General features: G+C 67.9%; 16 protein-coding genes and 2 pseudogenes. 8 read left to right on the forward strand and 10 right to left on the reverse strand.

Translation table 11 applies throughout. The features are described from left to right. Window positions 1-43 precede the first annotated feature (43 nt). The gene (gene mprF / locus DL544_RS15160) at window positions 44-2608 is read left to right on the forward strand and encodes a bifunctional lysylphosphatidylglycerol flippase/synthetase MprF (RefSeq protein WP_139727463.1); all 2565 of its coding nucleotides are present in this window, start codon (window positions 44-46) and stop codon (window positions 2606-2608) included. Between the two features lie 128 nt (window positions 2609-2736). On the opposite strand, the pseudogene DL544_RS15165 reads toward mprF, so the two are convergent. The 4 genes and pseudogenes from DL544_RS15165 to DL544_RS15180 all read right to left on the reverse strand — a co-directional run bounded on the left by DL544_RS15165 (window position 2737) and on the right by DL544_RS15180 (window position 5585). After that, window positions 2737-4082: pseudogene (locus tag DL544_RS15165) on the reverse strand (virulence factor family protein). Window positions 4083-4160: 78 nt separating this feature from the next. After that, window positions 4161-4778 carry a DUF998 domain-containing protein gene (locus tag DL544_RS15170; RefSeq protein WP_005418159.1) on the reverse strand — a complete coding sequence of 206 codons (618 nt, stop codon included), beginning with the start codon at window positions 4776-4778 and terminating at the stop codon, window positions 4161-4163. After that, window positions 4775-4948 (reverse strand): oxidoreductase-like domain-containing protein, encoded by a 174-nt coding sequence (locus DL544_RS15175; protein WP_049415754.1) that lies wholly within the window; start codon window positions 4946-4948, stop codon window positions 4775-4777. The genes DL544_RS15170 and DL544_RS15175 overlap by 4 nt, the downstream gene beginning before the upstream one ends. 49 nt (window positions 4949-4997) lie before the next feature. Next, window positions 4998-5585: an HD domain-containing protein gene (locus DL544_RS15180; protein ID WP_139727465.1), complete on the reverse strand. Its 588-nt coding sequence runs from the start codon at window positions 5583-5585 to the stop codon at window positions 4998-5000. 243 nt (window positions 5586-5828) lie between these two features. Between DL544_RS15180 and DL544_RS15185 the strand changes: the two genes are divergently transcribed. Continuing rightward, window positions 5829-6980 carry a transglutaminase-like domain-containing protein gene (locus tag DL544_RS15185; RefSeq protein WP_139727467.1) on the forward strand — a complete coding sequence of 384 codons (1152 nt, stop codon included), beginning with the start codon at window positions 5829-5831 and terminating at the stop codon, window positions 6978-6980. Between the two features lie 7 nt (window positions 6981-6987). Here the strand turns inward: DL544_RS15185 and DL544_RS15190 are convergent, their stop codons facing one another. Beyond that, complete coding sequence (locus tag DL544_RS15190) at window positions 6988-7323, reverse strand: zinc ribbon domain-containing protein YjdM (protein ID WP_005414225.1); 336 nt, start codon at window positions 7321-7323, stop codon at window positions 6988-6990. A 179-nt stretch (window positions 7324-7502) separates the two neighbouring features. Between DL544_RS15190 and DL544_RS15195 the strand changes: the two genes are divergently transcribed. The 3 genes from DL544_RS15195 (at window position 7503) to DL544_RS15205 (ending at window position 9581) form a co-directional block, all read left to right on the forward strand. Next, window positions 7503-8864 carry an Hsp70 family protein gene (locus DL544_RS15195; protein ID WP_061480625.1) on the forward strand — a complete coding sequence of 454 codons (1362 nt, stop codon included), beginning with the start codon at window positions 7503-7505 and terminating at the stop codon, window positions 8862-8864. Window positions 8865-9093: 229 nt separating this feature from the next. After that, complete coding sequence (locus tag DL544_RS15200) at window positions 9094-9387, forward strand: YkgJ family cysteine cluster protein (RefSeq protein WP_080104338.1); 294 nt, start codon at window positions 9094-9096, stop codon at window positions 9385-9387. An 11-nt stretch (window positions 9388-9398) separates the two neighbouring features. Beyond that, on the forward strand, window positions 9399-9581 hold the full coding sequence (locus DL544_RS15205; RefSeq protein WP_005410566.1) for a hypothetical protein: 183 nt from the start codon (window positions 9399-9401) through the stop codon (window positions 9579-9581). A gap of 49 nt (window positions 9582-9630) precedes the next feature. Here the strand turns inward: DL544_RS15205 and DL544_RS15210 are convergent. From DL544_RS15210 to DL544_RS15220, 3 genes and pseudogenes are all read right to left on the reverse strand, one after another. After that, window positions 9631-10511, reverse strand: a pseudogene (locus tag DL544_RS15210) (DUF4097 family beta strand repeat-containing protein). 10 nt (window positions 10512-10521) lie between these two features. Then, window positions 10522-11055 (reverse strand): hypothetical protein, encoded by a 534-nt coding sequence (locus tag DL544_RS15215; RefSeq protein ID WP_139727469.1) that lies wholly within the window; start codon window positions 11053-11055, stop codon window positions 10522-10524. Continuing rightward, complete coding sequence (locus tag DL544_RS15220) at window positions 11052-11630, reverse strand: RNA polymerase sigma factor (protein WP_005418173.1); 579 nt, start codon at window positions 11628-11630, stop codon at window positions 11052-11054. Before DL544_RS15220 ends, DL544_RS15215 begins: the two co-directional genes overlap by 4 nt. A gap of 126 nt (window positions 11631-11756) precedes the next feature. Between DL544_RS15220 and DL544_RS15225 the strand changes: the two genes are divergently transcribed. After that, the gene (locus DL544_RS15225) at window positions 11757-11936 is read left to right on the forward strand and encodes a hypothetical protein (protein WP_005418175.1); all 180 of its coding nucleotides are present in this window, start codon (window positions 11757-11759) and stop codon (window positions 11934-11936) included. Window positions 11937-11971: 35 nt separating this feature from the next. Next, complete coding sequence (locus DL544_RS15230; protein WP_005418176.1) at window positions 11972-12565, forward strand: mechanosensitive ion channel family protein; 594 nt, start codon at window positions 11972-11974, stop codon at window positions 12563-12565. Between the two features lie 522 nt (window positions 12566-13087). Here the strand turns inward: DL544_RS15230 and DL544_RS15240 are convergent. Together DL544_RS15240 and DL544_RS15245 are read right to left on the reverse strand one after the other, a co-directional pair. After that, the gene (locus tag DL544_RS15240; RefSeq protein WP_005418184.1) at window positions 13088-13354 is read right to left on the reverse strand and encodes a DksA/TraR family C4-type zinc finger protein; all 267 of its coding nucleotides are present in this window, start codon (window positions 13352-13354) and stop codon (window positions 13088-13090) included. A 170-nt stretch (window positions 13355-13524) separates the two neighbouring features. Then, a complete protein-coding gene (locus DL544_RS15245; protein WP_005418186.1) occupies window positions 13525-14082 on the reverse strand; it encodes a DUF2058 domain-containing protein in 558 nt (185 codons plus the stop codon). Window positions 14083-14145: 63 nt separating this feature from the next. On the opposite strand from DL544_RS15245, the gene DL544_RS15250 reads away from it, so the two are divergent. Further along, complete coding sequence (locus DL544_RS15250) at window positions 14146-14646, forward strand: M48 family metallopeptidase (RefSeq protein ID WP_139727470.1); 501 nt, start codon at window positions 14146-14148, stop codon at window positions 14644-14646. Window positions 14647-14669: the final 23 nt, after the last annotated feature.

Raw genomic sequence — 14669 nt, forward strand, 5'->3', positions numbered from 1 at the left:
GCGTTGACACCGCACTCGCCCCTCCTGACGCACCCTTGCGCCGATGACCGCAGCCACCAACCCCGCCGCCGCTTCCTCCACCCCGGCATGGAAGCGGGTCCTCACCATTGTCGTTCCACTGCTGATCCTCTCGCTGGCCCTGCATGGCCTGGCCAGTGAATTCGATGAGCACGGCTACCGCGCCATCCGCCAGGCGTTCCGCCAGCTAAGTGGCCTGCAGATCACGCTCACCGTGATGCTCGGCCTGGCCAGCTACGCCTGCCTGATCGGCTTCGATGCCATCGGCCTGCGCCGCAGCGGCATCCGCGTGCATCCGGCACGCATCGGCATTACCGCCTTCCTTGCGCATACGCTGGGCCAGACGGTGGGCTTTGCCGCGTTGACCGGTGGCGCAGTGCGCCTGCGTGGCTACCGCAGCGCCGGCCTGGACCTGGCGCAGATCGGCCAGGTGGTGCTGATGAGCACGCTCGGTTTCGTGTTCGGTGCGTGGCTGTTGATCAGCGTGGCGCTCTGCATGGAACCGGCGGCAGCGGCGTTGGCATTGCCACTGAATCCCGATGCCGTGCGCATCGTCGGCATCGTCGCCCTGCTCGCCTATCTGGGTACCGTGCTGCTGGTCGGTCGCGATGGACGGCAGTTCAGCGTGTTCGGCCATGCGTTGTGGCTACCCGACCGCCGCACCATGCTCGGCGTCACCGTGCTCAGCGTGATCGAGCTGGTGCTGGCCAGCGCCGCGTTCTATGTGCTGCTGCCGGACTCGACGCCCACCGGCCTGCCCGGCTTCGTCGGCCTGTACCTCGTCGCGGTACTGGCCGGCCTGGTCTCGACCGTGCCGGCCGGCCTGGGCGTGTTCGAATGGAGCCTGTTGAAGCTGTTGCCCCAGGTGGCACCGGCGGCGGTGCTGGCGGCCGCGTTGATCTACCGCGTGACCTATTACGTACTACCGCTGGTGCTGGCCACGTTGCTCGCCCTTGCGCCCGCGCTGCGCCAGCCGCTGCAGGCCAGTGCCGGGGCAACCCGCGCCGGCTGGAACGCACTGCGCCCATGGTTGCCGCAGATCATCGCGCTGGCGGTGTTCAGCATCGGCGCCGCGCTGGTCATCGACGGCACGCTGCCCACGCCACGCCGGCACCTGGTGAATGCCTCGCTGCCGATCCTGGAAACCTCGCACCTGATCGGCAGCCTCAGTGGTGTCGCGCTGCTGCTGATCGGGCAGGGCCTGGCCCGTCGCAGCCACGCGGCGTGGATGCTGGCGATGGCGGTGTGCGTGGTCACCCCGCTGCCGCTGTGGCTGCGCGGTGGCCAACCGTTGATCGCCGTCTCGGCGGTGCTGGTGGCGATGGCGCTGTGGGCCGCGCGCCGCGAGTTCTACCGCCAGGGTGCGCTGCTGGATGAAGCCTGGTCGTGGCCGTGGCTGCGCAACCTGGGCCTGGTGCTGGTGGCAGTGACCTGGCTGCTGTTCTTCACCTACAGCCATGTCGAATACCAGAACGAGCTGTGGTGGCAGTTCGCGGTCTCCGGCAACGCACCGCGCGCGTTGCGCGCGTTGCTGGTGGTGGCCATCGCGCTGGTGATGTTCGGCCTGGCGCGGCTGCTGCACAGCACACGCCGCCCGCTGCCCGCCGCCGATGAAGCGACGCTGCAATCGCTGGCGCCAGTCCTGGCCGGTGCCACCGACACCCAGGCCTGCCTGGTGCTGACCGCTGACAAGGCAGTGCTGCGCGATGAAGCGAAACTGGGCTTCGTGATGATGCAGCGCTATGGAGGTTCGCTGATCGCGATGGGCGACCCGGTCGGCCCGCCGGACGTCGCCCGCGCATTGATCTGGCGCTTCCGCGAGGAAGCCGACCGCCTCGGCCTGCGCCCCGTCTTCTACCAGGTCGGCGAGTCCTACTGGCAGACCTACCTTGACCTCGGCCTGGGGCTGGTCAAGCTGGGCGAAGAAGCGATGGTGCCGCTGCATGATTTCGGCCTGGAAGGGCGCGAGCGCGCCGACCTGCGCCAGGCCTGGAACCGGGGCAAGCGGGGTGGCCTGTCCTTCCGCGTGGCGCCCGTGGAGGAAGTTCCCAGCCTGCTGCCGCGCCTGCACGCGATCTCCAACGCATGGCTGGAAGACAAGGCCGGCGACGAAAAGGGCTTCTCGCTCGGCAGCTACGACCCGGATTACCTGGTGCGCTTCCCGGTGGCGCTGGTCGAGGCCGAAGGCCAGATCGTGGCCTTCGCCAACCTGTGGCAGGCACCGGCAGGCGCCGAGCTGTCGGTGGACCTGATGCGCCACGTCAGCGAAGCACCGAAGGGCACGATGGACTTCCTCTTCATCGAGCTGTTCCTGTGGGGCCGCGCACAGGGCTATGCACGTTTCTCGCTGGGCATGGCGCCGCTTTCCGGGCTGGCACAGCATCGTCTGGCTGGCCGCTGGAACCGGCTGGCCGGCCTGCTGGCGCGGCATGGCGAACGTTTCTACGGGTTCAGTGGCCTGCGCCGCTTCAAGTCGAAGTTCGATCCGCAATGGCGGCCGCGCTATCTCGCCGCGCCCGGCGGCATGCACCTGCCGGCGGCGCTGCTGGACGCCACGCGCCTGATCTCTCTGGACCCGCGGCGCAACTGACGACCCGCACCACCCGGCAGGTGTCGACCTTGGTCGACACGCCAGCGCCAACACGCTGACGGGCGTGGCCCGGCGTTACCGCGGCTCGTTCTGGTGGGTGCGAACCGTTGGTTCGCACGCTCTCCGCTTCACGCCCCGCCCTTGAGGATCACTTCGGCCAAGCGATCGTAGTCCCCCCGAAATGGTGATCGCCCGGCAGCTTCACCTTCCTCACGCCGTCATTGTCCGGCAGGTCCGGGCACAGTGCGTCCTCGTCCTTGTCGCCGTACACGCACAACGTTTTTTCCGCCGGCAGCCTGGCCACTTCCGGAGCGATCGGCAGGCCATCGCCGCCGCCGCCCAGCCAGTTGCTGACATGGAATTCGAAGTCGGCCTTCCTGCCTACCGACAGCAGCACGATGCGGTCCAGCGCCTCTCGGGTACCCGCGTCGAGCTGGTTGATGGTGGCCGGCAGCACGTCGGCACCCTGCGAAAAACCGATCAGCATCACCTTGTCGCGGTGCCACTGCTGGCGGTAGTGGTCGATGATCTTCTGCAGGTCAGCGGCGAAGCCCTTCGGCGTGCGCTCGCTCCAGAAGTACCGCAACGAGTCGATGCCGACCACGGCCACGCCGTGCTCGTTGAGCGACGACGCCACGTCCTTGTCCAGGCCGGCCCAGCCACCATCGCCGGAAACGAATACCGCCAGCGTATCGCCGCTACCGGTCGCCGGTACTTCCACCACCGGCAGGCCTTTCAGCGCGGCCGGCGGCGGTGCCAGACTGACCCCGGCCTGCGCGCCGATCACCCGCGCCGCGGCCACCAGACCGGGTGAGGCATCACCGCGCGCGGTTCGCTTGAATTCGCGTGCCATGGCGACCTGCTGAACGAACCGGCTGGCCTCGCCCACCTTGCAGCCGTGATCGCCAGCGGCACTCAACCACGGAAAATTCAGTTCGGCGGGCTGCAGCGTGTTGTGCTTCACACCATCGCCGCAGACCATGCGCTCATGGTTGTGGTCCGGGCAGAAGCCGGTGGTCAGCAGGCCGGCAAACACCTGGGTGTCGGCCTGCGCCGCGAGCGAATAGGCCATCTCGGCACCCTCGCCGTCACCGCCGACCAGCGGCAGGTGGTAGCCGGGCAGATGCAGGGACGCCTGCAGCCAGCGCGAGAAGTTCTCGACGTCACCGGCGCCGAACGAGCAGGTCGGATCACCCTCGCGCTTGAGCACCCCGCGCAGGTGCGCGATGTCCACAGCGGCAACGATGGCGCCGTCGGCACGCAGGGCTTCGATCGGCAGGCGGCTGGTGTCACCCCCTGGGGTGGGCTCGTGGAACCAGATCACCACCCGCTGCGGCGTGCCGGCCGGCATGTGCACCGCAATCTGCTCGAACCGCCCGTGGCTGAACTGCTGCACGTTGGCCGCCGCCATTGCCGGCAGCGCCGCCAGCGCCAGAACCACACCCATTGCCCTGCCCAGCCCTGCACGCTTCATATCGCATCCCCGATGGAATGCGCACACGATACGCCGCCACCGCGTGCACGGCACGTACCGGTGCAGGCCGTTGGCGATTCAGTCGGCCGTGGTACGCCGACTGCGCCGGTACAGTGCCAGCGCCAGGTACAGCAGCCAGCCTACGATCACCACGATCACGACCTTCTGGCCCAGCCCGCGCGGCGGACCGGCGCGCCACAACACATGCAGCCACAACAGTACGAACGCCAGCCAGGCCCAGCCCCAGAGCAGGCTCGCGGCGGACTGCCAACCCGGTTCGCGGCGCAGGTACCAGGCCTGCAGCAGCATGCCGACGCTGGCACACAGGAACGCCGTGTTGGCCGCCAGCCCGTGGATGAACGGTGCCAGCAGCGGCGTCGCTTCCGGCAGCCAGCTGTCACCGATGGCGACCGTGGCCAGGCCCAGTGCCGAGACAGTGAACAGCAGCGGCGCCGCCGCGCTGCGCCGCGGGCCGACGCTGCCCCGGTAGAGGCTGATGCCGAGCAGGGCGATCGCCAATGCCAGCAGGCAGTAGGCCGCGCGCAATGCCAGCCCCCACGGCCCGTGCAGATAGAGGCTGAGCGTGGCCCGCACCCAGTCCAGATCGGTGCGTGCGAACTGGGTCCACAGCGCGGTGGCCACGAACAGCAGCAGCGCCGCCAGCGCCAGCAGTGCCGCTGGGCGCGCGCGGCTCATGTGGACGCCTCCGGGTGCCGCGCCAGCCATTCGGCCAACGCCTTGCGATAGCGCTGCAGCTCGTCGGCATACAGGTCCAGCACACATAGCGGGCAACCGCTGCCGCAACATTCGTTCGGACCGGGCTCTTCCGGCGGCAGCGGACGGGGATCGGGATCAGGGACGGACACGGTTGGAAGCGGCAATCGGTGGAAACGGGCCCCAGTGTACCGGGCTGGTTCAGCGGCCCAGCTGCCGGCGCAGGTTGTCGCGCGCGGCAGAGTCGAGGCGCTGGTGGAAGAATTCGCTGAGGAAGATGCGCGGTGCACGCAGCAGGCCCTGCAGGAAACGGCGGCGGCCGGCGCGATACAGGAAGCCTGGCACCACGCCCTTGTACTCTTCGGCCACGCCGCGGTCATAGGCGCTGAACACCGGCTCCGGCGCGGCCAGGATCGCCATGTCGCAGTCCAGGAACAACGCGGCCTCGGCATCGACATCGTCCGGGGCGAGCTCGCCATGGCGGGCAGTCAGCAGAATCAGCTGCTCGACCCGGGCCGCGTCGACCGTGGCAAGTTCCGGCGCCTGTGCGATCGCCTGCAGGGCCAGCTGCGCCGAACGCGCTTCGTTGTCCTTTCGCCCCGCCACATAGATCGCATCGTGGTAGAGCGCGGCCAGGTAGACCTCGGCCGGCTGCTGCCAGCCTGGACCGTCGGCAACCTCCTGGCAGTGCTGCAGCACCGCACGCACGTGGCCGAAGTGATGGTAGGCACGTGGTGGCGTTGCATAGCTGTCCTGCAGCGCCTGCCACTGCGCCGGAGCGAGCGTCAGCGGGAGAAGTCCATGACCGGATCATCCCGCCTGCGCCGGTAGCGGGCAAGCCGGCCATTTTTTCACCACACCCTCACAACGCTCTCCGCACGGGGCCCCAACGCGGTTGTCCACAGCTTTGTCGAGCGCTGGTCCACACCGGCTGTGGATGAACGCGCGGACCGACCAGCGGTCACTGCAGGGGTGCGCGCACAGGTCTACACTCGCCTCAGGCGGGAGCGCCCGCCGCTGCCGGGAGCCGTCATGTACCGTCCTGCCGCCCGATCCGTTCTGCTCGCATTGGCCGCACTGGCGGCACCCTCCGCGATCGCACTGAACCCTGACGCGAGCGAAGCCCCTGCGGTCGCTGCCAGCACCACCGCGCCGACGATTCCAACACCGCATCAGGTGTTCGCGATTCCACCGGCCATGCTCGATATGCTGCACACCCAGGTGACCCGTCGCAGCTATTCGCGCGAGCAGCGCCTGCAGGCGCTGGTGGAGATGATCTTCGACCGCCATGGCATGGACCTGCAGTACGACGCCGACGCGACCCTTACTGTCAGCGAAATCTGGCAGCAGCGACGCGCCAACTGCCTGGCCTTCACCCTGATGTTCGTCGCACTGGCACGCGAAGCCGGCATCCAGGCGCGCGTGCAGGAAGTTGGCCAGGTGGTGTCGTGGTACCAGGACCAGGCCCAGGGCCTGGTCTACAGCGTAGGCCACGTCAATGCCGGGGTCGGCTTTGCCGGCCGCTTCGCCACCGTCGATCTGGATCGCAATGTGCTGTACGACCGCCGCGGGCCGCTGCCGATCAGCCAGGCGCGGGCGTTGGCGCACTTCTACAACAATCGCGGTGCCGAACGCATGGCCAGCGGCGACCTGGCAGGCGCACGTACCTTCTTCGATACCGCGCTGGCGCAGGACGGCAGCTTCGCTGCCACCTGGAACAACCTGGGCGTGCTGGAAAACCGCACGGGCGATACCGCCGCTGCACGCCGGGCTCTGGAAAGGGCGCTGCGACTGGACGGCCGCCAGGATGCTGCACTCACCAACGCCAGCGCCCTCTACCGCAAGCTCGGCATGATTGCGCAGGCCCAGGCGCTGGAGCAGCGGTTGCAATCGGTGCAGCGCGAAGACCCATTCGCGCAGTACATGCTCGGTGCCGAGGCCGAACGCGCCGGGCAACTGCAGCAGGCGATCCGCTATTACCGGCAGGCCGTGCGCCTGTACGACACCGCGCACCAGTTCCACTTCGGTCTGGCGCGGGTCTATTTCCTGGCGGGCCAGCTCAAGCACGCCGATCGTGAGCTGCTGCGTGCACAGGAACTGGGCGGGGCGCCGCAGCAGGCGCGCTACCAGGCCAAGCTGGACAGCCTGGCCCGCTGGCGCGCACAGCAGCAGGCCCGGCGCTGAAGGCCGGTCAGGCCTTCTTGAGGAAGCAGGTCTTCAGGACCAGGCCCTTGATCTTGTCCGAATTGCCTTCGATGTGCTCGGCATCGTCCTCCACCAAACGGATGTTGCGGATCACGGTGCCCTGCTTGAGCGGGATCGAGGAGCCCTTCACCTTCAGGTCCTTGATCACGGTGACGGTGTCACCGGCCTGCAGGGTATTGCCGTTGCTGTCACGCACGACCAGGGTCGAACCGGCACTTTCCTCGGCGGTCCATTCGAAGCCGCAGTCGGCGCAGATCCACAGCGCGCCATCGGCGTAGGTGTTTTCCAGGGTGCACTGCGGGCAGGCAGGGACAGAAGACATCAGCAAGTACCTCAAAGTGAATCAACAGCTGCCATTGTAACCGCCCGGCTCCCCCGGCATTTTCCGGGCAGTACGCCGCGACCTCCTTGACCCGGCCCGGAACAGGAAACCGCGGGACCTTGCAGTCAGCGGCGAACTGCAGCAGAGTGCGCGGCCCCTGATCGCCCCCGGAACTCCCCATGCGCCTCGGCATCGACTTCGGTACCAGCAACTCCGCCGCCGCCATCGTGCATGAAGGAAAACTGCTGCCGATCCGCTTCGGCGACGCCGAGCAGTTCCGTACCAGCGTGTACTTCCCCGGCGTGGTGCCCGACCCGGATGACTTTCAGCTCGATGACGGCCAGGAGCACCAGCTGCAGCAGATGATCGACAGCGCTGCGCGTGCGGCCCGCGCTGCCGGCCAGGAACGCACGCCGCAGGCGCTGCGCCGCGAAGCCCTGCGCGCGCTGCGCCGGGAATGGATGGAAGCCCGTGCCGGCAAGGAACGCAGTGCCAGCGACCTGCTGCAGAATGCGGTCTACGGTGACGAAGCGCTGGAAGCCTATTTCGAGGAACACGAAGGCAACCTGGTGCAGAGCCCGAAATCGATGCTCGGCTACAACCTGCACCCACGCGCCAAGCAGACCATCACCGGCATCGCCGCGCACATCCTCGAACACATCCGCCTGACCGCCAGCGCCCAGCTCGGCCAGCCGCTGCGAGCGGCCCTGCTTGGCCGTCCGGTGCAGTTCCGCAGCTCGATCGGTGCGGCCGGCAATGACCAGGCGCTGGACATCCTGCGCGAAGCCGCCAGCCAGGCCGGTTTCGACCAGATCGATTTCCTCGAGGAACCGGCCGCGGCGGCCATGCACTATCACGCAGAAAGCCGCGAACGGCACCAGGCCGTGATCGTCGACATCGGCGGCGGTACCACCGATATCGCCCACGCCGAAGTCGGCGGCGACGACGCCCCGCGCATCCACCGCGCCTGGGGCATCGCCCGCGGCGGTACCGACATCGACCTGGCGCTGAGCCTGTCCAGCTACATGCCGCTGTTCGGCCGCGGCATCACCCGCGTGCCCGCCCACCACTATGTGGAAGCGGCCACCGTGCAGGACATGACCCGCCAGCGCGACTTCCGCCAGCACAAGTATGACCATGTCGACAATCCGTGGGGCGCGCGCCTGCAGGCCCTGCAGGACACCGGCAATACCGCCCGCCTGTACCGCGACGTCGAGCGCGCCAAGATCGCCCTCAGCGCCGCCAGCGAACATCGCAGCACGCTGGACTACATCGCCCGCGACCTGCATGCCGACAGCAGCGCCGACGGCCTGGCCGCAGCCGCGCATGGTTATCTGGAGCAGCTCCGGGAGCTGCTGGCCCAGGTCCGCAGCGACATCGGCGGCGACCCGGACGCGGTGTTCCTGACCGGCGGCATGTCCCGCGCCGGGTATCTGCGCCAGGCCGTTGCGGAGGCCTTCCCGGGCGCCCGCATGGTCCACGGCGAGCCCTCGCTGGGCGTGGTCCAGGGCCTTGCTTTGGCGGCAGCAAGCCAGGATTAACAAAACGTTACGCGATCTAAGTTACTCTTGGTCGGCTAGAACCCTGCTGCACCTTCCACCGGCCACGCCGGTGTGTGTCCACGGTGCAGCCTGGCCCGCCCTGCGGGCCTAGCGGCCATGCCTTCCTGGCTCGTTCATGGTCCGCGTACCACCGGAGCCGCCATCGAGACCCGCTTTGGGCACCCGCCAGGCCCCTGAGGCCTTACAACCTGACGCAGCACATGCACCCATCGACTGCCGCCGTTGTGACGCGGTCTGTTGCCGGCTGCCCGTGTTGCTGCAGCCCGGCGACCACGTGCCCGGCCAGTTCCTGTCACGCGACACCCACGGCCGTGCCGTGATGGCGCGCAACGAGGAAGGCTGGTGTGCGGCGATCGATCCCTATCACCTGCGCTGCACGATCTATTCGCAGCGCCCGGCGATCTGCCGCCAGTTCTCGATGGGCGGCAGTGACTGCCGCCGTGAGCGGCAGGACTACCTGCGCCAGGCCGACGCCTGGGCGCTTTCCTCCCCTTCCACCTGACAGGAGCAACCATGCCCCGCAAGGCAAAGACCCCCGCGAAGGCCAGCAACAGCATCCGCAGCGAACGCAAGGGCGCGGCCGCCAGCACCGTGGTCAGCAGCGATTCGATCGCTTCGGACCTGGCAGCGTTCCGCAAGGCCGGTGGCAAGATCGAAGTCCTCGGCACCACCTGGGCGCTGAAGAAAGCCAGCTGACCCAGTACCGACCGCGGCGGCGCTGCCGCCGCGGCCTGCCGGATCGCGCTCAGCGATCCAGGCTTACCCGAACACTGCCCGAATGCGACTGGATGCGGATATCACCGTCGCCGCTGCCCAGCCGCGTATCAAGATGGCTGCCGGGGCCGTAGCGCGGCCGCTCCACCTGCCCGGCATCGCTGTTGATCGACCCGCTGAAGCTGTTCACCGACAGCTGCGCCGAAACCGAGCGTGGCAGGCGCAGGTTGACCGACGCACTCACCGATTCGACATTGATCCGGCCCCCGGCGCCAGCCCGGCCGCCGACAGATCGATGCTGCCCGATACGGTTTCCACCGCCAACCGCTGCACCCGCCCGGCATCGACCTCGACCCGGCCGGATACCGTCTGTGCACCGATGTCACCGGACACGCCGCCACCGGCTTCGATCCGGCCGCTGACCGTATTCACATCCAGCTTCGGAGTCTGCAGGCGCGCGCTGACACCGCCACTGACCGTATTGAGCCTGCTGTCGCCGCTGCGACCGGAGGCGCTCAGGCTGCCGCTGACCGTGTCGGCCTGCAGGCGACGCACATCGATGCCGCTGATGTCCTGGTTGGCACTGACCGTGCTCAGCAGCAGTTCCACCGAACGCGGCACGTTCAGCACCAGCGTTGCGCCACCGTTGTTGTTGCGACGCGGATACTCGATTTCCCAGCGTACGCGGTTGGCACTCTTCTCCTGGCGCAGCTGGAGGCCATCGCTGAGCGTACCGGTGAGCTGCACGTCGTTGCGGTCCCAGCCACGCACGGTCACTTTGCCGGCCACGTTGCTCAGTTCGATGCGGCCGCCGGCGGCCAGGTTGTGGCGCTCGTCGATCCGGGTGTCAGCCAGGGCCACTGCGGGCAGCAGCAGCAGCGCGCCGCAGCAGGTCATCAGGGTTCGTGTCATCGGGGTCTCCTCAGGTCGTCAGGCCGGACTCGGCGGCATAGGCCGCCTGCCGGGTCAGTTCCAGCCGCAGCGCATAGGTGCGCTTGAGCTGGCCAAGCAGGTGAGGCGCACGTGGATCCTGCGCCAGCGCGGCCTGGATCTGTGCCGCGCTTTCATCCAGTTCGTGCAGGGCCGGCTGCCATTCCGGTGCCCGGCCTGCGGGCAGCGAGGCCACCGCCTCCCGGTACTGCTCGGTCATCGCCGCAGCCTGCAACTGCAGGGTAGACGGCACCGGCGCATCCGGCTGCACGTGGCGCCATGGCGCCACCGCGTACAGCGCCAGGCTGGCCGCCAGGACAGCGCCGGCCGGCAACCACCAGCGGCGCCGCGAACGCGCTGGCAGCGCCACCACGTTGTCGGCCGGCACAGGCGCCGCCTGCGGCTCGCGCGGCGGCAGCTGCGCCGACAGGCGCGCCCAGCCATCGGCGGGAACATCTCGCTCGCTGGGCAACGCGCGCAGCCGGGCCAGCAGATCGTGATCGGAATCGTGTTCGTGTGTACTCATGTCATGTCTCCCAGCCGTGCGCGCAGCAGGCCGCGCGCACGATGCAGCTGTGCCTTTGAACTGCCGACGGCCATCTGCAGCTGCTCGGCGATTTCCTGGTGCTTCCAGCCTTCGATGTCGTGCAGTACCAGTACCGCACGCGCCCTCGGAGGCAGCGTCGCGAGTGCGCGCTCCAGGTCGCGCTCGGTACCGGCACAACGGTCGTGCACCGCCAGCTCCTGCAGGCCGCCGTCGACCTCCTCCAGACTGTCGTGGTCCTGCCCGGCGGCGCGCCCGCGCAGTTCCATCAGTGCAGCGTTGACGCCCAACCGGTGCAACCAGGTCGACAGGCTGCTTTCGAACCGGAACCCCGGCAGCGCCTTCCATGCCTGCAGGAACGCTTCCTGCAGGGCATCCTCGGCACGCGCCTGCTGGCCCCCGCACAGGCGCCACAGTACGGCGAACACGCGCGGCGCATGGCGCCGGTACAGCAGTTCGTAGGCCGCAGTGTCACCGGCGGCGGCCGCCCGCACCAGGGCGGGTTCGTCGACAGGGGCGTGGGCGGCAGGCGGCGCTGGCATGGTGGTGTCGAGCATATCGCTTGGATGCGGCGACCCGGAAAAAGGTTTAGAGCCGATCGCCGATCAAGGCCATGCAACCTTTTCGACAATGGCTGCATCCATGGAAGGTCATTCGAGAAAACACCTCCAGGGAGTTCCGCCATGTCCAGCTCGTCCTGCGCCGCCCTGCTGGTAATCGTCGCTTGCGTCGTGCTGCAGGCATCGGGCCTGTCCTTGCGGTTGTGCCCCGACAACGGCCGCGCCTGCCTGCAGCAGCATCGACAGGAGCTGGTCTGCCTGGCGTGGTCGCCGATGGTCGAAACCCCGGCACGCGCCGGGTAACATCGAGGCCGTTCCCACCACCTGTTTTCGCCCCCATGATGTTGTCGCTGAAGGATCACCTGCCGGCCTGGAGCCACCCATGGCTGAACTACGCGGGCGTGGCCCTGCAGATCGTGCTGGTGCTGCTGGTCGCCTGGCTGCTTCGGGTACTGGCCCGTCGCCTGATCCGGCGCTTTGCCGAGCACTACACGCTGCCACCTGAAATGGTGATGGGCGCGCGCCGGATCACCAGTTTCGTGGTCTATTTCAGCGCCCTGCTGTATATCCTCAGCCTGCTCGGCGCGAAGCCTTCAGTGCTGTGGACCGCGTTCACCGGCTTCGCGGCCGTGGGCGCAGTGGCCTTCTTCGCGGCCTGGAGCGTGCTCTCCAACATCTTCTGCACGCTGCTGATCTTCACCACTCGCCCGTTCCGCCTGCATGACTACATCGAAGTGCTGGAGAACGGCGAGAAGCCGGGCCTGAAGGGGCGGGTGATCGACGTGAACCTGATCTACACCACGCTGCAGGAAACCGGCGACGGCCATGAGGGTACGGTGCTGCAGCTGCCGAACAACCTGTTCTTCCAGCGCACGGTGCGCCGCTGGCGCGACCCGGCGCAGGCCCCCGGCGGCATCCAGGGCGACGGCTGAGGGTGGGGTTTTCGGCAGGGCTGCGCCCTGCACCTGCAGAGGCCGAAGCCGAAGCAAGATCAAGAGCGGCATTCCGTGGGATGGCGGGGCGGTGTGGGTGGTCAGGACACGCCGTAAACCCATCCATGGGGGCTCGATGGCGCCATCCATGGCGCCAACGGTCCTGCCCACCCACACCGCCCCACCTCTGACAGATTCCGCGCGCTGTTGGTGGGTGCCGACCGTTGGTCGGCACATCTGTCAGATATCGATAGTCAGAATTGGATCCGACCCCGTGCCGACCAACGGTCGGCACCCACCATCAGCAGCAGGTTCCAACAGATCGCGGAAATCTGTCGAAGGCGGGGTGGGTCCGGTTGAGGGGGCGTGAGCCGCATGGATGCGGCGAACGAGCTTACATGGACGTACTTGCAGCGTCCCCCTCAATCGGACCCACCCCGCCATCCCACGGATAGCACGCTTTTGCCGTTGCCGTTGCCGTTGCTCCAAGCAGGTGCAGGGCGCAGCCCTGCCGAGCACCCCTTACCTCAGCTGGCTGTCCTTGCTGCCACGCCGGTTGTAACCGGCATGCGCCTGCTCTTCTTCGTCATGCGCCTGCTGGCACGCCACGCACAGGCGAACTCCCGGCACAGCACGACGTCGCGCCAACGGAATCGGCGCTTCACATTCCTCACAGTGCTCGAGGCCCGGGCCCTGCCGCAGCTGGCGGCGCGCGCGGGCGATCGCATCGTCGACGGTGGCGTCGATCTGGTCCTGGACCGCGCCATCTCCCGCCCAACCGGTGGCCATGGTCTTCCTCCGCAGGTGTGTCGCCTGATATGGGGACGATACACCCGCGCACAAATGAGCAGGCCAGTGTTGCGCCGAGCCGTGCCCGGTGCGCCTTCAGCAAGCTGAGCAGAACGCCAACGGATCCAATCGGGGCGATCGCGACTTAATCCCCTCCGTCCCCTTTTTGCCTACCAGATCAGGTCGTCCGGCACCTGGAACTGGGCGTAGTAGGCGTCGTCCTCGGCGTTGCCGGTGGAGATCTCGGCAGTCGAGCCCGGCTGGCCGTGGTCGACGATGATCGCCTCCGGAGCCCGCTCGCGCACCTTCTCGGCGGCGGCGCGCGGCAGCAGGGCGTAACCCTCGCCATTGGCGACGATGACCAGCACGCCCACCGACAGCGCCTTGCGCAGCTTGGGGTCGATCAGCAGGGTGCGGATCGCCGCGCCATCGCTGAAGCGATACTCGTCATCGCCCTTGTGGGGTACTGCATGGGCCGCGATGATCTGCTTCGCCTGTGCCTTCTGTTCCGCCTGCCTGGCCTGGGCATTGCGCTCGGCGGCCAGCGCACGGTCGCGCTCGACCTTCTCGGCACGGGCACGTTCAGCCTCACGCTGGACCTCGGCCGAGGCCGATTCGGCCTTGCCTTGGCGGGCCTTGGCCTGCTCCCGCGCGGCGGCGCTGGCCTGCGACTTCTTGGCCAGACCGGCCTTGAGCAATTGTTCCTGCAGCGCGTTGGGCTTTGCCATGGTTGGTACATACCGCGTGTAATCTTGGATGCTTCCATTCTACCGACGCCCCGCCGCCCCTGCATGGCAGTCCTGAAGTACCTCACCGGCTACCCCGAACCCCTGGTCGCCCAGGTCAGCGAACTGCTGGCGCAGGGCAAGCTCGGCCCCTGGCTGCAGCAGCGCTATCCCGACCCGCACGAGGTGCGCAGCGACCGCCAGCTGTACGACTACACCCAGGCGCTGAAAGATCGCTACCTGCGCAAGTCGGTGCCGCTCAACAAGGTCTGCTACGACAACACCCTGGAAGTGATCAAGCACGCGCTGGGTACGCATACCGCCATTTCCCGCGTGCACGGCAACCGCCTCAAGGCCAGCCGCGAGATCCGCATCGCTGCGGTATTCCGCCAGGCGCCAGCGGCGTTCCTGCGCATGATCGTGGTGCATGAGCTGGCCCACCTGAAGGAAGCCGACCACAACAAGGCCTTCTACCAGCTGTGCCAGCACATGGAACCGGATTACCTGCAGCTGGAGTTCGATACCCGTCTGTACCTGACCGAGCTGGCCAACCGCAGCCAGCGCTGACCGGCCGCAGCAGCTACACTGCG

Origin of the sequence: Stenotrophomonas sp. pho, from assembly GCF_006228405.1 — a bacterium.
In the GTDB taxonomy this organism is placed as follows: Bacteria; Pseudomonadota; Gammaproteobacteria; order Xanthomonadales; family Xanthomonadaceae; genus Stenotrophomonas; species Stenotrophomonas sepilia.